The sequence below is a fragment of the Pantoea sp. JK genome (genome assembly GCF_026130245.1).
Lineage (GTDB): Bacteria > Pseudomonadota > Gammaproteobacteria > Enterobacterales > Enterobacteriaceae > Pantoea > Pantoea trifolii.
The window spans coordinates 129,768-147,278 of record NZ_JAINFN010000001.1; the positions used below are offsets into that span (position 1 = coordinate 129,768).

The following is a 17,511-nucleotide window of genomic DNA, read 5'->3' on the forward strand; positions in this document are numbered from 1 at the left end:
CTTCCTTAGCGTACCAATGACGGACGTTTGGCGTCATAGCGCCAGTTATCGATCAAAAACTGCATCCCCAGCGCATCGTTGCGATTTTTATCCGGCAGCGCGTTGTAGAGCGCATGCGCTTGCTCAACGCGATCCCTATCCAGCTCGATGCCCAATCCCGGTCCTGACGGCAACTCCAGATAACCATCGCGAATTTGCGGCGGTTGACGCGTAAGCTGCTGGCCATCCTGCCAAATCCAGTGCGTATCAAAGGCGGTTTGACGATCGCCCGGTGCTGCGGCGCCAAGGTGCGCGACCATCGCCAGCGAAATATCAAAATGATTATTGGAGTGGCAGCCGGTTGTCAGCCCCCATTCGTTGCACAACTGCGCCACCACGTTGGCGTTACGCATCGTCCAGAAGTGCGGATCGGCGAGCGGGATATCGATGGCATTTAGCTGCAGCGCATGATGCAGCTGGCGCCAGTCGTTGGCGATCATGTTCGTCGCGACCGGCACGCCAGTGGCGCGGCGAAATTCGGCCAGCGTTTCCCGGCCGGAATAGCCCTGTTCAGCGCCGCAAGGATCTTCCAGATACGGTACCTTCCCGGCTAGCTGCTTACCAAAGCGAATCGCCTCATCCAGCGACCAGCTGGCGTTGGGATCGACGGTGACGCGCGCGTCAGGGAAGCGTGCCAGCAGCGCTTCAACCGTTGCCACTTCCACTTCGCCTGCCTGCACGCCACCTTTCAGCTTAAAATCGCGGAAGCCGTATTGCTCAACCGCCGCTTCGGCGAGTCGCACCACGGCATCGCTGTCCATCGCCGCTTCATGACGCAGACGGAACCAGCCATCTTGCTCATGCTCTCCCGATTGATAGTTCATATTGGTGCGCTGGCGATCGGCGATGTAGAACAAATAGCCCAGCACTGGAATGCGGTCGCGCTGTTTGCCGCTGGCGAGTAGATCCGCTACCGGCAGATTGAACAGCTTGCCCTGCAAATCCAGCAACGCCGCTTCAATCGCGGCGGCGGCGTTATAGAACTTCTCCGGATTCATCTGCGGGATATGAATGTCATTGGTGTGCGAGGTTTGTTGCTGACGCGCCTCGCTGCGAAATAACTGGCTCAGCGTCGCGTTGAGGCGCAGCAGCGAACTGCCTTCGATCAACGGACGAAACTGTTCCAGCAGCTGCAAGGTGGATGCATGACACGGCGTTTCGCCCACGCCGGTTTGCCCGGCGGAATCGGTCAATATCACGATGATGCGCGTGAAATAGCAGTTATGGGCGCCACCGATGTTTAATAGCATGCTGTCGTAACCGGCAACCGGCACGATGCGCATCGATTTAATGACTGGACTGTCTGACATGGTTTCTCTCCGTGTGACCGAATGCGGGTGGAACAGGTTTGCGACGCAGCAGCAAATAGAGTCCGGTAACCACGGATACGCTGGTCAGCGCATAAAGTCCGCCGGTGGTGCTGCCGGTGTGCATTTCGAGGTAGCCGAATACCGTGGGCGCGAAGAAGCCGCCCAGGTTGCCAATCGAGTTGATCAGCGCGATGCCGGGTGCGGCAATCGAGGCGGGTAATTCACTTTGTGGCATCGGCCAGAAGAACGCCGCGCTCACTTTGGAGCCAATACAGGCCACAATCATCGCCACAAAACCAAACCACGGCGTGCCCAGCGTGGCCATAAAGGTGCCGCACGCGGCGATCAGCATGGCGATGCCGAGCCCTCTATCCAGCTTATCGCGATAGCGGTCGGTGGCTTTGCCCAGTAAAAACAGCGCGACAATGGCGAACAGCCACGGAACGGCGGTCAGCAATCCGGTTTCAAAACTGTTGAAGCCCTGAATACGCTGAATGATCTGCGGAAGCCAGAACACTAACGTGTAGCCGGTCATGGTCATGGTGAAGAAGATCAGGCAGTAAGACAAAAGGCTGCGATCGGTGATCAGGCCCCAGCGGCCGTGTGTCACCGCGTGCTCTTCACGCGCAGCATCTTCCAGCGCTAGCTGCTGAGCCAGCGCCTGCTTCTCCGCGTCGCTGAGCCACTTCGCGCCTTCCGGTTTGGATACCAGCACAAAGGCGGCCAGCAAACCGATCACCATCGATCCGCCGCCTTCCATAAACATCACCCATTTCCAGCCCGCGATGCCGCCAACATCGTGCATCATCAGAATGGCGCCGGTGAGCGGACCGGAAAACAGAAAGGCGCTGGCGGTGGCGCTCAACACCATCGCGGTGGCGCGTCCTCGCCAGGCATTCGGCACCCATTGACGGAAATAGAACAGCACGCCAGGAAAAAAGCCGGCTTCCGCCACGCCAAGTAAGAAACGCAGCAGATAGAAATGCAGCGGCGTGCTGACAAAACCGGTAAGTACCACCACCATGCCCCACGTAATCATGATGCGCGTCAGCCACACGCGTGCGCCGAGTTTCTTCAGCATCATGTTGCTCGGCACTTCAAACAGCGCATAGCCGATAAAGAACAGTCCCGCGCCTAAGCCGAAGGCGGCGGCGCTGATGCCCGCATCCGTTTGCAGTTCGGCTTTGACGAAGCCAATGTTTGCCCGGTCAATCTGGTTCACAATTAACATCAGCGCCAGCATCGGAATGATGCGGCGGAAGAACTTGCCGATGGCTGAGGCGATATGCGCGTCATGATCGGGCGAGAGTGCGTATTGTTGTTGTGTCATGCGTCACCTGTAGGGAGAAAAGCATCGCTATAGGTATACGCAGCAGAGTTGGCTCTGGTGTATGTGGCATTGCCCGAGACCGCTTAGGCAAATGCCCTATGATTGTTAAAATTCATGGTGTTATATTAATTCGCGTCGAAAAGTTTACGCTTGGTTTGTGCGCTGGCTCACTACGGGGGAACTCTTAGCTCTAGACATCAGAGTAAGGAATCCGTTTTTCGTTTCTTTGTACGTTTAACATCGGTTTTCAAAAAAAGATTATTCGTCGCCACACTGCGTGTCAAAGAACGGGCAATGGACTCTCGCATCTCAGGGAAGTCGGCGTATATTTCATTTCGATTTAAATCATCATTGATGACATCGGCAAACTGTTCCATCACCATGGCTGGTTTGATAATTTTCAATTCCCTTGCAAGTTTAATCAGACTGTCTCTATCCGGAAACTTTTTGCTTTTATTCAACTTTAGGGCCAACTCACCATCGGTAGTTGGATAAATATGTGTATTCACCACATCATATAATGGCGATAATCTTGCGGTGCTACTGTCCGTTGCAGAATATAATAATGAGAAATTTTTTAAATGTGCATCGCCATTTCCCACCATGCAACTAAACAATACATAACGCCAGTAAAGTTCTACCTGAGACTGATCGCGAGTAAAGAGACTGACGATCTTACCACCGGTTTCATATGAGCCATTATATTTGTGATCTGCTGACTTACCCGAAAGCACGCAAAAATCTTCCATCGCTAATCGTTTATCATTCTGAATATCAAAACGTTCCATGATAAACAGCTCTTTGTTATCCGAGAGCCAAAAATCAGCAACGGGTAACCCACACGATCTGGCTAACGACATACAGATAAACTCATTTTCTGCCAGACGCGGAAACTCCTCATCACCTGTTTTAGCTATTAGATTTGGATAAAGAACGGTTCCGCGATTTTCTGTGCTGATCATAACTTTCGGTTGAACACCAGAAATCGAAGTCTGCAATAAATATTTATTTAACAGATATTGAAATGCACTCTCTTTATGATCCCAATGAAGTAAATCATCTAATTTTTCCGGCGCTGGACACGGTAGGTCAATATCACTCTTGTAAGATAACGCACCAATACCGGTATCCTGTTGTAATGCTAAGAACAGCATGTCGCTAACATTACCTACATAACGACGTAATCGCTCGGCAATATGATAACGAACATAGCCTTCCGGAATATTCATCTCAAAAATATTAAATAAGCGGCTGGAATTATAGCTCAGGCGGTTTGCGGGTTGCATGGTCATTGAAGCAGCGTGGACATCAGAACTCGCATAGCTGAAATTATAGCTGCCGTGTTCGTGCAGTAATCTTCCGCTTAATTCCCCACCGCTGTAGACATCAATATGGCGAATTGGCCTGGCAAGTTGATTAAAATCAGTCATCATCAAACAACGTCTCCAATTCATCCATCTGTGGTAAGCCAGCTGACTGCACGGACAACACCAACTGAAGAGCATTAAGATACAAAGTGAGCGCTTTTAGAGAACCTGAATAGACGCCGTTTTCAATCTGTGAAATAACCGTGCGATGTATACCTGCACGTGTCGCGGCGTCGGCTTGAGTCCAACGGTTAGCCCTACGCCTTTCCTGGCATTTGGCTCCTATTGCTTGCAAACCAGGCAACATAAAACCTCCGGTGTTGTTATATAATAACAATCTCTATATCTTTACTAAAATGTTATTATATAGCAACACTTCAACTTCTGCATTAGCGATCCATTATCTTTTCCTCGTCTACACTTGCCTCACGTGAAAATGCTAATAGAGGTAAAAATGTCGCAATCTACTCAACGTAATCAAGCTTGGCTATTAGCCTCACGCCCGCATGGCGAACCGGTAAAAGAGAACTTCCGCCTGGTGGAGCAGCCCATTCCAGAGGTAAAGGACGGTCAAATCCTGCTGCGCACGCTCTATTTATCGCTCGACCCGTATATGCGCGGGCGCATGGATGACAGCAAATCTTACGCTGCGCCAGCAGAACTCGACCAACCGATGGTCGGCGGCACAGTGAGCGAAGTCGTGGAATCTCAACACGCGGATTTCAAACAAGGCGATGTGGTCCTCGCGCAAAGCGGCTGGCAAAGCTATGCGGTTTCAGATGGAAATGGCGTGGCGAAACTGGGCGATCTGCCCCATCCTTCCTGGGCGCTGGGCATTCTCGGTATGCCGGGCTTCACCGCCTATATGGGCTTGATGGATATTGGTCAGCCAAAACAGGGGGAAACCTTAGTGGTTGCCGCCGCTACCGGCCCGGTCGGTGCCACGGTGGGCCAGCTTGGCAAACTCAAAGGTTGTCATGTGGTAGGTGTTGCGGGCGGCGAAGAGAAGTGCCGCTATGCGATTGAGAAACTCGGATTTTCTGCCTGTATCGATCACCATCGTGAAGACTTTGCAGAACAGCTGGCGGTGGCCTGCCCGGACGGCATCGATATCTACTTCGAGAACGTCGGCGGCAAGGTATTCGATGCGGTGTTTCCATTGTTGAATACTGCGGCGCGCGTGCCGGTATGTGGTCTGGTTTCTGGCTACAGCAGCCGCGAATTACCGCCGGGCCCGGATCGCACCCCACAAATCATGGGCGGCATTCTTAAGCGTCGTATTCGCATGCAGGGCTTTATCATCTTCCAGGATTATGGCGATCGTTACCCTGAATTCCTCAAAGCGATGACGCCGCTGGTGGAACAGCAGAAAATCCACTACCGCGAGCACATGATCGACGGGCTGGAAAACGCGCCGCAGGCGTTTTTCGATATGCTAAAAGGTAAAAACTTCGGTAAAACCGTGGTTAAAGTCAGTTAACGCTTTTCAGGGCGAAAGGGATCTTCGCCTGTTTATGCCGAGTTAAGTAAAGATACTGGTAATCCATACAGATAAGGTTCAGGATGGACGCTCATCCTGGATTAGCACCCACGGCCATTCACCCTCTGTCTGAGGGCTCGTAATGAACTTTTATTCAACTGAAACCGTTTGCGCCATTACCGGTGCCAACCGCGCCAATCTACGTCGCTGGTTGCGCGGTGGATTAATTTCTGAGAATCACGTCAATAAGGATTGGAGCCGACATCAGGTTGATGAAGTGCTCGCCATGATGGCATTAACCGCAGGTGGCGCCACGTTGTGGCAAATCTATCAGGGCAGACACTGCGGGCTTGATTACTCGTCGTCTGGTTGGATGGCACGCCGTGGCGATCTGTTACGTCAACTAGAGCTGGGTTCTGACCGTGAACTGACCCGTACCGTACGTAATCTGGCGGGCGATTACAGCAGCGACGATTTCGTCAATGTGCTGTTGAAACCGCTTAATCGCTGGCTGCGTGATGATACCCGTCGTGGCGCATCGCGGCGCTTAACGCGCTTTCATGAGGCGATCGTTCATCACAGCGACTGCGTAAAACGCGCATCAGCCCGTCAGCAGCAGATGCCGTTGTTGTTGGAAGTGGTCAGCGCCGGCGATGAAACTGAAGTGTGGCTGGAAGCCATTCGCCTAACCGGACAAGGATTCTGCGTCGATGTCGATCAAACCTCACAACCGATGCTGTACGGTTCAGAAAGCCGTCACGATCATCACCTGTTGTGGTGCGGTGCCGGCATCAGCCATGAACGCATGACCCAATTCCAGCGCGGATTACGATCCGGTAAACCGGTGATGCTCAGCGGGCCAGATCGCAGCGTTCATCCGGCGGTCGTTGCAGCCAAAGTCGCTTAACCGGTGCTTTATGCACCGGTCTCACCGCTTATCGCATTCCGCACTTTGCTTATTCAAAAGAAGTAGTTAGCCACGGCAACAACGGTTAAGTTCGATCTATCCCTTTTCTGTTACGCTCTCGCCTCCCAATCAGGAGGATCCATGAGTTCATTTATCGATATTTTCACCAGTCATAAAAGCGATCGCAGTTTTACCGACCTTCCCGTTGAGGATGGGGTGCTGGATCGCATCATTTCGGCCGCCTATCGCGCGCCAACCTCGGTGAACTCGCAGCAGGTCTCTTTGGTGGTGACGCGCGATGCTGAGAAACGCGCACAAATCTCACAAATTGCCGGCGGCCAACCGTGGATTGCCAAAGCGCCGGTGTTTATTACCCTGGTGCTGGATATGCATAAATCGCGTCTGGCGATGAACGCGATCGAACGCGAGCAGATCGCCCAGCAGAGCATCGAAAGCATTGTGTCGGGCTCAACTGACGTCGGTATTGCGTTGGGTTCGATCATGGCGGCGGCGCGTGCGGAAGGTTTGGGCATTGTGCCGATTGGCGGTATTCGTCGCGATCCGCAGGCATTAATCAGCTTACTGGATTTGCCGGAATACACCTTCCCGGTGGCGGGCGTGGTGATCGGCCATGTCGACCAGCCTGCGCATCAGAAGCCGCGTCTGCCGCTGGCAACCTTCCGTCATGAAGAGCGCTATCAGCGTGATGGACTGGAGCAGCACATCGCCGCCTACAATCAGGAGATGGTGCAGCACTGGAAAAATACTGGACGTGATGATGGCGAGAGCTGGAGCGAAAGCGTCAGCGGTTATTATCATAAGATTTACTTCCCGCACGTGCTGGACGCGCTGAAGAAGCAAGGATTTGGCAACGACAAGTAACTACGTTTCCCCGCGCGCTCTGCGCGGGGAATGAAAAATTAACGCCCTTTCTTCTTACGACCCGGCTGCGCGAAACGCTGGCGATTAGCCGGTTTTGCGCCGACTTTCTCACCTAGCTTAGCGACGGCAACGGGTTTTTTCGCGGCGCTGGCCGGTTTCTTCTTCGCCTGCGTCTTCTGCGTTTTTTGATCTTCGGACGACGAGTCTTCAATCAGTTTGAACAGGTCGATCAGCTCATCATCGGTTAAATCACGCCATTCGCCGAGTGGGATCCCTTTCAGACTGACGTTCATGATGCGCGTACGCTCAAGCTTGGTGACTTCAAAGCCGAAGTGCTTGGTCATGCGACGAATCTGACGATTCAGCCCCTGAACCAGAATGATGCGGAAGACAAAGGTCGACTCTTTTTTAACTTTGCACTTCTTGGTGACGGTGCCGAGCATCGGCACGCCCGCGCCCATTCCAGCAATAAATTCATCGGTGATCGGCTTATCGACGGTGACCACATACTCTTTTTCGTGGTTATTACCGGCACGCAGGATTTTATTCACCAGATCGCCGTGGTTGGTGAGAAAAATCAGTCCCTGAGAATCTTTATCCAGACGACCAATCGGGAACACGCGTTTGCTGTGATTGACGAAATCACCAATGTTGTCACGCTCACCCTCTTCCATAGTGGTGATGATGCCAACCGGTTTGTTCAGCGCAATCAGCACTAAATCTTCTTCGTCACGCGGCTCAATCAGCTGCCCGTTCACTTTGACTTCATCCCCCGCAAACACCTGCGCACCGACAGCAGCGCGTTTACCGTTAATGAAAACGTTGCCTTGCTCGATGTAACGATCGGCATCGCGGCGTGAGCAGATACCGCTCTCGCTGATGTATTTGTTCAGGCGTGTGGATGAGTTAGGCAGCATGGTTCCTCCGAAAAAAAACGGACTATACAGCAACCTTAGGCGTTGGTTAAGCATCGCGACAATCATCAGCATTTCTCTTACCACGATATAACAGCACACTAACAATGTGGTTGTTGTCAGCGGATCGATCAGCGACAATTCGCACCCATCGTTTTTTCTTATGACAGAGTGATTCCCTCATGACAAATCAGCCATCGGTGACGTGGATAGCCTTCGTGCGCACCTTTCTGGCCCGCCTTTGGCCCCATCCGTTACCGGGCGGCAAAAAGCAGATGGTCATCGCCAGCATTGGCGCGGGATTGGGTTTAATGATGACCAGCCTGATCAGTCACTGGCTGCTGGGCGAAGTAAATCTGTGGTTTGTCGCGCCGATGGGCGCTTCGGCGGTGTTGCTGTTTGGTCTGCCGAACAGTCCGCTGGCGCAGCCGTGGTCAATTGTCGGCGGCAATCTGGTGGCGGGCGTTATCGGTGTTACCACCGCACTGTTTGTTCCCCATCCTGCATTGGCGTGCGGCATCGCGGCCTGTTTGACGATTGCGTTGATGTTTCAACTGCGCTGTCTGCATCCACCGAGCGGCGCGGTGGCGCTGACCGCGATTTTAGGCGGTAGCGGCGTCCAGCAGCTGGGTTATCACTTTATTCTGACGCCAGTGTTATTGAACTCGGTTTGTTTGGCGCTACTGGCGTTGGTGTTTAATAATCTCGCCGGACGTCGTTATCCGCATCCGCTGGCGGCAACCGAAACCAAAGCATCGCCTGTGGTTATCGACGTACCGATTACGCGTGAAGACCTGCATCAGGCGCTGGAAAGCGGTGAAGTGCTGGATATTGATGAAGATGATTTGCAGCAATTGCTGCAACGCGCCGAAGAGATTGCGATTCTCCGTCAGCGCGGGCAAATGCGGGCATCATCATGAGTGGTCGCCATGAATGGCGACCCTACACCGTATTCTTTGACGCGTACTTCATCACTCTCAATCTCAACCACCGCAAACGGCACCACCTCTGCCCCATCCAGCATGCCTTTCAGCGTATAAAAGCCTGTTTGACCGATGCGCGCAAAGCCGCCGCGGTGATCGTGTCCAGAGAAACAGCATTGTATGTTGTAACTAGAAAGCAGATCTGCCAGCACGCTGCCGTTGAGCAAGTTGTGGCTGTTGTGCGGCGCCAGCGGATAATGGCCAAACACCACCACTTTCTCCCCTTGCTGCTGGGCCTGTTGCAGCTGCTGCTCAATCCATGCCAGCTGCTGCGTGCCTACCGCGCCGTTCCACGGTTTCGCTTGCGGCTGTTGGCGCTCGGTCAGATCCACCAGCATCGCCTCGGCCAACGCGCGATCGTCACCGTTCTGCATGTTGCAATAGAGGCTAATATCGTTGCCGTCATAAACAATAAAACGCCAGCCCTGCAGCCCAAAGGCGTAATAGCTTTTCGGCAGCGCAGCGGCTTCGTTGAGATGCTGCGCGATGGTCTGCGCATCGTGATTGCCCAGCACCACCGCATGCGGATGTTCGAGGCGATCGTATATCGGCAATATCGCCGCGTAGCTGCGCCAGTCGCGATCAACTAAATCCCCCAGCGTGACGACAAAATCCAGCGGCTGCTGATTCAACGCTTCTATCGCCTGCGGTAACTTGCGCAATGCATGACGATAGTAAAGATTTTTCGCCATATCGGCGTCGATGTCGGCATATTGTGGATCGGCAATCAAACCAAAACGCAGCGTACTACTCCGCGGCGTGGAACGCACATCAGGTAAGGCATAGAGCTCGGCGACATCGCCCAACAACTCACGCTGTAATTTTGTCAGCGGATGCGGATTAGACACGAAAAGCACTCCTTAGCGAATACCGGCACGCATAAACGATTGAATAAACTGACGCTGGAAAATAAGGAACAGCACCAGTAGCGGCAAGGTGGTCATCAACGTAGCAGCGCCAATCAGCGCCCATTGCACGCCCTGCTCTGGCGCCGAAAACAGTTGCAAACCAACGGTAAGCGGCCGCACATTGACGGAATCGGTAATTACCAGCGGCCAGAGGAAATCATTCCAGTGGAAGCTGATCGACACCAGCGCAAACGCCACATAAATCGGCTTCGCCAGCGGGATGTAGATCTTGCGCAGAATGTAAAAGCGGCTGGCACCTTCGACAATCGCCGCCTCTTCTAATACCAGCGGAATGCTTTTAAAGGTCTGGCGCAGCAGAAAGATGGCGAAGGCCGAGGAGAAATACGGCAGCGCGATGCCGGTCAGCGTATCGCGAAAACCCAGCGCACCGATGGTTTTATAGTTATTCAGAATCAGCACGTCGGGACTGATCATCAGCTGCAGCAGAATCAGCGCGAAGATCGCGCCCGAGAATTTCAGGCGGAAGCGCACTAGCGCGTAAGCGGCCATGGTCGCCAGAATCAGCTGCACCACCACAATCATCAGCACCAGCAAGCTGGTATTGAGGAAGTAGCGACCAAAGGGCGCGGCATGCCAGGCATTAACGAAGTTCTGCAAGGTCAGCGGCGAAAACAGCGAAAAGCTCGCCTGATCGGATGCCGGATGAATCGCCACCCAAAACGCCACAAGAATCGGTAAAAACCACAGCAACGCGGCAAGCCCAATGGCCGTATTCAGGCACAGGCGACCAAACGTGATTGTCGGCTTCATTGGTAATGGGCTCGCTTGTCCAGCAGGTTGAATTTAAGCAGCGCAATTGCGGCGAGGATCACCAACAGCACCACCGTCATGGCCGCTGCGGCGGGCATATCCCAGAAGCTGAAAGCGGTGCGATAGATGTAGAACAGCAGCAAGCTACTGCTGTTATTTGGTCCGCCGTTGGTCATGGCGATCACCTGATCGACGATGCGAAACGCATTCATCGACGCATTGATCAGCACAAACAGCGTGGTGGGCATCAGCAGCGGCCACTGCACGCGACGGAAAAAATAGCGGCGTGAGGCCCCTTCTATCTGCGCGGCTTCACTGAGGCGCGGATCGATCTGCTGCAAAGCGGCGAGATAAAAGATCATAAAGAAGCCCGCTTCGCGCCACACCGAAACCGCCATCAAGCAGTACAAGGCGCTACCCGGTTCGCCGAGCCAGTTAATCGCCGGCAGGGAGAACAGCGCCAGCAGCTTATTCAGCAAGCCCAACTGCGGCGTGTAGAAGAACAGCCACAGATTGGCGATGGCGATCATCGGCAGCAGCGAAGGAATAAAGAACGCGGTGCGCACCAGCGCATTGGCGCGCATATGGCGATTGACCGCCAGTGCCATCAGCAGCGCCAGCGTGACCGCCAGCGGAATGGTGATCAGCGCATACAACAGATTATTCCACAGCGACTGGATGAAGATGTCGTCATCCAGCAGCGCGAAATAGTTATCCAGCCCAACAAAGTGGGCTGGACGACCATTACGCGCCGCGCTGAACAGGCTTTCCCACACTGTCGCCACCGCCGGATAATGGGTGAACAGCAGTAAAAAGCTCAGTGCTGGCAAAATCAGCAGATAGCCATACAGCTGCATCGACCATAACCGGGGACGACGAACCGGCGCGACGACGAGAATCGTGCTCATGATTATTGGTATGACTTCAGCAGACGATCGGCTTGCTTCTGCGCACCTTCCAGGGCTTCGGCTGGGGTTTTCGCCTGCGTTACCGCCGCTTCTACCGCGTGATTGAGCGCATCCTGAATCTGCACGCTGTTGTAAGTCGAGAGTTCTGGCTGCGCATACTTCAGCTGTTCACGCGCCACCAATGCCTGAGGAACCTCTTTAACGTAATCCTTCATCACCGTGGTATCCCATGCCGCCGGAGAGGTCGCTACATAACCGGTGGCGATACTCCAGCGCGCCGCCTGCTCGGGTGAGGTTACCCAACGGATAAACTCCATCGCCGCTTTCTGCTGTTCTGGCGAGGCATTTTTGAAGACATACAGGTTGCCGCCGCCGGTTGGGCTGCCGCGCTGGGTTTTCTCCGGCAGCATTGCTACGCCGAACGGGAATTTCGCGTTATCACGCACGTTGGTCAGGTTGCCGGTGGTGGTCACCATCATGGCGGTTTTGCCGCTGATAAAGTCCTGCGGCGTGGTACCCCATGCAATCGCACCCTTCGGCGACACCTCCTCTTTCTGGCCGAGATCGGTCAGCCACTGCAGCGTTTCCACATTGCCCGGCGTGTTGAAGTGCACCGCGGTGCCTTTGCCGTTATCCAGACGACCGCCGTTGGTGGCGGACAAGCCCTGGAAGTTCCAGTAGCCGTTTGGCGTGGACGGAATCTCGATGCCCCATTGGCTGACGCCGTTGGCATCTTTTATCGTGAGTTTCTTACTGAACTCGACCACTTGCTGCCAGTTGGCCGGTGGCGTATCGGCGTTCAAACCGGCTTTCTCAAATGCCTGTTTGTTCCAGTACATCACTACGGTTGAGCGCTGGAACGGTACGCCCCACACTTTGCCGTCAATGTGGCGCAGAAACGCCGGATAGAAACCGTCGATCCATTTTTTGCCTTCATCGCCCTGTGCTAAATCGCTGGCCGCCACAATCGCACCGGCATCGATCAGAGAATAGGCTTCGATATCGCCGATCACCGCCAACTGCGGCGCGTTGCCACCGCGAAATGCGGTCAGCGCTTTGGTCACGGTGGTGGCGTAGTCACCGGTATACACCGGCTGAATGCTCACGTCCGGATGTACTTTCTGGAAATCCGCCACCAGCGTATCCACGGTGTGGCTCACTTTGCCGCCCACCGCGATCGGGTAATACATTTGCAGCTTGACCGGTTCAGCCGCAAAAGCTGAGGTGGTAACGGCGAGGACTAAGGCAGAAAGACGTGAATAACGAATCGCAGACATGATTTTCCCTTGGGCAAATGACAACGGTTAAACGGCGTATTTTTTCTGTGAGGCAAACATTTGTTGTTCGGCTGGCGCGCAGCGTTTGCCGCTCTCGCGATGAAACAGATATTGCCGCGCGGCGGACCACTGCAATCCCACTTCGCTGCCATCGGTGAAGCGCTGCATGCCTGGCACTTTGACCGTCAGCGGCTCGCTGATGCCGGCAAGCTGGCACACCAGCAAGGTATCAGAACCCATATATTCGGAACTGATCACCCGCGCGGTCAGCGCTGCCTGTTCTGCGGCAATCAGCTGGATATCTTCGGCACGCAATCCAAGACTCAGCGCTGCATCGTGGTATTCCACCACCGGCGCGGTGAGGTGCATCAGTGTGTGATGTGCGCCGTTGCGCTGCAGCGGCAGGATATTCATCGGCGGTGCGCCAATGAACTGCGCGGCAAAGACGCTGGCGGGATTGTTATAGAGATCGTCTGGCGTGCCGTGCTGTTCGATGTGGCCCTCGTTAAGCAGGATAATGCTGTCGGCCATGCTCATCGCTTCGGTCTGATCGTGCGTGACGTACAGCATGGTCAGACCGAGTTTTTTCTGTAGCGCGCGGATTTCACGGCGCATGCTTTGGCGCAGCTTGGCATCGAGGTTCGACAGCGGTTCATCCATCAGGCAAAGCGTATTATTGGCGATTACCGCACGGCCCAGCGCCACGCGTTGCTGCTGTCCGCCGGAGAGCTGCGACGGCAGACGATCCAGCAGCTTATCCAGCTCCATCAGCTTACTGACGTTATCGAGGCGTGCAGCAAACGACTGTTTATCCTCACCGCGCGCTTTCAAACCAAACAGCAGGTTTTCACGCACGTTGAGATGGGGAAACAGCGCGTAGGACTGAAACACCATCGACAGCTTGCGCTGCGACGGCGGCAGATGAGTGATGTCGGCGTGTTTAAAGTGGATCGCCCCGCGATTGGCCGTTTCCAGTCCGGCGATAGTGCGTAGCAGCGTCGATTTACCGCAGCCCGATGGACCGAGCAGCGCGACAAACGCGCCTTCTGCCGCGTCGAAGCTGATGTCGTCCAGGGCGATTTTCTCGCCCCAGGCTTTAGTGATGTGATGAAGCGAAAGGTGGCTCATGCATCCGCAATCCAGAAATCAGAATGGCGGTAAGCTAGCGGAAGGAAATGAAGGATTTATGTCACTGCGGTGACCGGGCGGTTAAAGGGAGACATTGGCGGTCACCATAAATGGCGACCCTACGCGCATCACTGATCAAAATAATGCTGCTTCAGAATCGCGGCCCCATCATCAATCGCTTTCATCAAAATCCTCTCACTGGTAACGCCATCACCCGCCTGCAACGCTTCCAGCAGATGATCATAATTATGATGCCCATTCACCACCTCGGCCGGCTGCGGATAGAGATAGTTAAAGCACGGACCGATCTGCACCCAAAGCTGTTCAATCAGCGCTTCAAGCGTAGGCATTTGCGCATAGCCATACAGCGTAAAACGAAACGCGCGATTGGCTTCGAGCGCCAAGGCTGCATCACCGCTTAACTTGGCCTGCATAAAGCTGACGCAGAGTTTTTTCAGTTCAGAAAGCTGTTTTTTCTTCACAAAGGGCGTTGCCGTTCTCACCGCTAAACCTTCAAGCTGCTTACGAATTAGTGTGATTTCCTCGAAGCGCTGCAGTGACATTTCCGGCACTAAAAAGGCGGCGGCGGGTGTGGCATCCAGCGCGCCGGCAGAAACCAGACGCAATAAGGCTTCACGCACCGGCGTGATGCTGGTACCCAATTGAGCCGCCAGATCGCGCGTCACCAGCCGTGCGCCAGGTTTTAACTTGCCGACAATCAGCGCGCTGCGCAGTGACGATTCCACCTGCGCGGTCAAACTCATGCGCTGCGCTTTATCCATTTCGATCATTTTTTGTGAGCCCTTTACCGAAATCCGCAAATGGTAAGTTATTTTTAATGTTTTATTGCCAACTGGCCAGATTATAGGATATATCATGTATTACAAATAAGCACAGTCTTGATTCTGGCCGCAGCCACTCTTTTCACTACCTTGCCCTGGCAATTTTTGGAAAACGTTATGAGACTACCTGCAGTGAAGTTTGTCACTACCGCGTTGCTATTTGCTCTGATGCCAACCGTCCAGGCGGCAGAACTGACCATTGGCCAACCCACGTCTGCCACGGCGATGGATCCCGGCTTTCTTAAAGAATCTGCCACGCTGGTAGATAACATCTTCGATACCTTAGTGCGCCGTGCCGATGACATGTCATTGCAGCCGGGCTTAGCCACTGAGTGGAAAGCGATTAACGAAACCACCTGGCAATTTACCCTGCGCCAGGGCGTGAAATTTACCGATGGCGAGCCGGTGAACGCCGAAGCGGTGAAATTCTCCATCGATCGTATTTTAGACCCCGCCAATCACGCGCCGACGATTTCCTATATCCGCACCATCAAATCGGTGGAGGTGATCAACGATTATCAGGTGCAGATCCATACCAACGGCCCGGATCCTCTGCTGCCAACGCGCATGAGCCGCTACCCGGCTTACATTGTGCCACCGGCGTACGTGAAGAAAGTCGGTGCCAGCGAGTTTGCACGCAAGCCAGTGGGCAGCGGCGCTTACAAGCTGGATAGCTTTATCCCGGACGAAAAAGTGGTGATGGTCGCCAATGAAACTTACTGGCGCGGCAAACCGGCGATTGATCGCGTCACCTGGCGGCCCATCCCCGAAGCCACCGCGCGCCTTACCGCGCTGCTGACCGGCGAAGTGCAGCTGATTGAAAGCGTGCCCGCCGATTTAGTCCCCGCGTTGAAAAATCGCCCCAACGTCGAGCTGGAACAGGTGAAAGGCGGCGGATTGACGATTTACCTCGGCCTTAAAGATGATGAGAAACCGCTGAGTGATGTGCGGGTACGTCAGGCGCTTTCGCTGGCGTTGAATCGCCAGGCGTATACCCAACAGCTGCTGCACGGTTTCGGCACGCCAACCGGCACCATGGCCGGAGCCAATGACTTTGGTTATCTGGCGGTTCCGGCTACCGCGCAGGATGTGGCGAAAGCCAAATCGCTGCTGGCTGAAGCCGGTTACGCTAACGGCTTTACCCTGCGCTTCCAGGCGCCGCGCCGCTATATTGCCAGCGCCGATGTGGCACAAGCCATCGTGCAGGATTTAGCCGCAATTGGCGTAAAAGCCGAGCTGGAAGTGCCGGAATGGTCGGTGTATACCCAGCAGGTCGCATCACAGAAACAGGCGCCGATGTATATGCTGGCGTGGGGCTCAACCCAAACGCTGGATGCCGATGCCGCGCTGTTCCCCATCCTGCGCAGCGGCGAGCCCTATTCCACCGTGCATGATGCGGAGCTGGATAAGCTGCTCGACCAAAGCCGTCAGATTGTTGATCCCGCTGCGCGCAAAAAGGTGTTAGAGCAGATTCAGCAACGCGTCGCTGAACAACAGCCGCTGCTGCCGCTGTATCGTGAAGACACCTTGTATGCGCACAGCACCTCACTCAACTTTAAAGGCCGCGTCGATGCCCGCATCCCGCTGTTTGATTTGAGGCTGAAATGATTTCACCGGGCACCGTGCTGCAGCGCCGTCCGCGCCGCCTGATTTACGGCGATGCGGTGATCGGCAGCCTTTTGCTGATCGTGGTGATTGCCGCAGCGCTGCTCTCTCCATGGCTGCCGTTGCCCGATGCCTTAAGTAACAACCTCAGCGAGATGTTTCTGCCGCCGGGTTCACCCGGCGCGCAAACCACGCATTGGCTTGGTACCGATCAACTGGGCCGCGATCTGCTGGCGCGTATTCTCTCCGGCACGCGCTTGTCGCTGCTGGTGGTATTAGTGGCGGCGGCGATTGGCGCGGTGATTGGCGTCGCGCTCGGCATGATTGCCGGTTATGCCGGCGGTTGGGTTGATGCGCTGATCATGCGCCTGATCGACATCCAGCTGGCGGTGCCGTTTATTCTGTTGATTTTGTTGGTGATTGCGCTGATGGGCGCCTCACTCACCAACATTATTGTGATTATGGGCTGCACCAGTTGGGCGATTTATGCCCGCGTGGCGCGTGCCAAAACCTTAGAAATTCGTGAACTGGAATACATTCAGGCGGTGCGCGCCATGGGCTTTTCGCCGCTGCGCGTGCTGCTGCGGCATATCCTGCCCAATCTGCTGACGCCACTGGTGGTGCTGCTGACGCTGGATATCCCACGCTTGATCGTGCTCGAAGCCTCAGTGGGTTTTCTCGGCATGGGCATTCAGCCGCCCACGCCGACGCTGGGCAACTTAATTGGCGAAGGCCGCTCTTACATGCTGCTGTCGCAATGGCTGGTGCTCTATCCCGGTTTAGTGATTGCGGCGCTGGTGATTGGCTGCAACCTGCTCGGCGATGCGCTGTTACGTCGCACGCATACAAGGCTGGATTGA

General features: G+C 54.6%; 17 protein-coding genes. 6 read left to right on the forward strand and 11 right to left on the reverse strand.

Going from position 1 to position 17,511, the window contains the following annotated elements:
* Nucleotides 1–5 precede the first annotated feature (5 nt).
* From PanJK_RS00635 to PanJK_RS00650, 4 genes are all read right to left on the reverse strand, one after another.
* On the reverse strand, nt 6–1,349 hold the full coding sequence (locus PanJK_RS00635; protein WP_256696454.1) for an enolase C-terminal domain-like protein: 1,344 nt from the start codon (nt 1,347–1,349) through the stop codon (nt 6–8).
* Complete coding sequence (locus PanJK_RS00640) at nt 1,327–2,679, reverse strand: MFS transporter (RefSeq protein ID WP_256696453.1); 1,353 nt, start codon at nt 2,677–2,679, stop codon at nt 1,327–1,329. Before PanJK_RS00640 ends, PanJK_RS00635 begins: the two co-directional genes overlap by 23 nt.
* A 197-nt stretch (nt 2,680–2,876) precedes the next feature.
* A complete protein-coding gene (locus tag PanJK_RS00645) occupies nt 2,877–4,112 on the reverse strand; it encodes a type II toxin-antitoxin system HipA family toxin (protein ID WP_265296742.1) in 1,236 nt (411 codons plus the stop codon).
* Entirely contained in the window at nt 4,102–4,353 is a 252-nt protein-coding gene (locus tag PanJK_RS00650; RefSeq protein WP_256696451.1) for a helix-turn-helix domain-containing protein, read from the reverse strand. The genes PanJK_RS00645 and PanJK_RS00650 overlap by 11 nt, the downstream gene beginning before the upstream one ends.
* 147 nt (nt 4,354–4,500) lie before the next feature.
* Here PanJK_RS00650 and PanJK_RS00655 point away from each other — a divergent pair, with 147 nt between their 5' ends.
* From PanJK_RS00655 to PanJK_RS00665, 3 genes are all read left to right on the forward strand, one after another.
* Complete coding sequence (locus PanJK_RS00655) at nt 4,501–5,526, forward strand: NADP-dependent oxidoreductase (RefSeq protein WP_265296744.1); 1,026 nt, start codon at nt 4,501–4,503, stop codon at nt 5,524–5,526.
* Between the two features lie 142 nt (nt 5,527–5,668).
* Nucleotides 5,669–6,433 carry a hypothetical protein gene (locus tag PanJK_RS00660; RefSeq protein ID WP_265296746.1) on the forward strand — a complete coding sequence of 255 codons (765 nt, stop codon included), beginning with the start codon at nt 5,669–5,671 and terminating at the stop codon, nt 6,431–6,433.
* Nucleotides 6,434–6,574: 141 nt separating this feature from the next.
* Nucleotides 6,575–7,315: a nitroreductase family protein gene (locus PanJK_RS00665; RefSeq protein ID WP_265296747.1), complete on the forward strand. Its 741-nt coding sequence runs from the start codon at nt 6,575–6,577 to the stop codon at nt 7,313–7,315.
* A 38-nt stretch (nt 7,316–7,353) separates the two neighbouring features.
* Here the strand turns inward: PanJK_RS00665 and rluF are convergent, their stop codons facing one another.
* Nucleotides 7,354–8,232, reverse strand: a complete 879-nt coding sequence (rluF, locus tag PanJK_RS00670) for a 23S rRNA pseudouridine(2604) synthase RluF (RefSeq protein ID WP_265296748.1) — start codon at nt 8,230–8,232, stop codon at nt 7,354–7,356.
* 179 nt (nt 8,233–8,411) lie between these two features.
* On the opposite strand from rluF, the gene PanJK_RS00675 reads away from it, so the two are divergent.
* Nucleotides 8,412–9,149, forward strand: a complete 738-nt coding sequence (locus tag PanJK_RS00675; protein WP_265296749.1) for an HPP family protein — start codon at nt 8,412–8,414, stop codon at nt 9,147–9,149.
* Here the strand turns inward: PanJK_RS00675 and PanJK_RS00680 are convergent.
* From PanJK_RS00680 to PanJK_RS00705, 6 genes are all read right to left on the reverse strand, one after another.
* Nucleotides 9,119–10,060, reverse strand: coding sequence for a metallophosphoesterase (locus PanJK_RS00680; protein ID WP_265296750.1), 942 nt, complete (start codon nt 10,058–10,060; stop codon nt 9,119–9,121). The two genes, PanJK_RS00675 and PanJK_RS00680, sit on opposite strands and share 31 nt — an antisense overlap.
* Nucleotides 10,061–10,072: 12 nt before the next feature.
* Nucleotides 10,073–10,891 (reverse strand): carbohydrate ABC transporter permease, encoded by an 819-nt coding sequence (locus PanJK_RS00685; RefSeq protein WP_154193388.1) that lies wholly within the window; start codon nt 10,889–10,891, stop codon nt 10,073–10,075.
* Nucleotides 10,888–11,799 (reverse strand): carbohydrate ABC transporter permease, encoded by a 912-nt coding sequence (locus tag PanJK_RS00690; RefSeq protein WP_265296751.1) that lies wholly within the window; start codon nt 11,797–11,799, stop codon nt 10,888–10,890. The genes PanJK_RS00685 and PanJK_RS00690 overlap by 4 nt, the downstream gene beginning before the upstream one ends.
* A 2-nt stretch (nt 11,800–11,801) precedes the next feature.
* Entirely contained in the window at nt 11,802–13,076 is a 1,275-nt protein-coding gene (locus tag PanJK_RS00695; protein WP_265296752.1) for an ABC transporter substrate-binding protein, read from the reverse strand.
* Nucleotides 13,077–13,103: 27 nt separating this feature from the next.
* Nucleotides 13,104–14,204 carry an ABC transporter ATP-binding protein gene (locus tag PanJK_RS00700; protein ID WP_265296753.1) on the reverse strand — a complete coding sequence of 367 codons (1,101 nt, stop codon included), beginning with the start codon at nt 14,202–14,204 and terminating at the stop codon, nt 13,104–13,106.
* A 128-nt stretch (nt 14,205–14,332) separates the two neighbouring features.
* Nucleotides 14,333–14,995, reverse strand: coding sequence for a GntR family transcriptional regulator (locus PanJK_RS00705; protein ID WP_265296754.1), 663 nt, complete (start codon nt 14,993–14,995; stop codon nt 14,333–14,335).
* Nucleotides 14,996–15,163: 168 nt separating this feature from the next.
* On the opposite strand from PanJK_RS00705, the gene PanJK_RS00710 reads away from it, so the two are divergent.
* Together PanJK_RS00710 and PanJK_RS00715 are read left to right on the forward strand one after the other, a co-directional pair.
* Nucleotides 15,164–16,654 carry an ABC transporter substrate-binding protein gene (locus PanJK_RS00710; RefSeq protein WP_265296756.1) on the forward strand — a complete coding sequence of 497 codons (1,491 nt, stop codon included), beginning with the start codon at nt 15,164–15,166 and terminating at the stop codon, nt 16,652–16,654.
* The gene (locus PanJK_RS00715) at nt 16,651–17,511 is read left to right on the forward strand and encodes an ABC transporter permease (RefSeq protein WP_265296757.1); all 861 of its coding nucleotides are present in this window, start codon (nt 16,651–16,653) and stop codon (nt 17,509–17,511) included. Before PanJK_RS00710 ends, PanJK_RS00715 begins: the two co-directional genes overlap by 4 nt.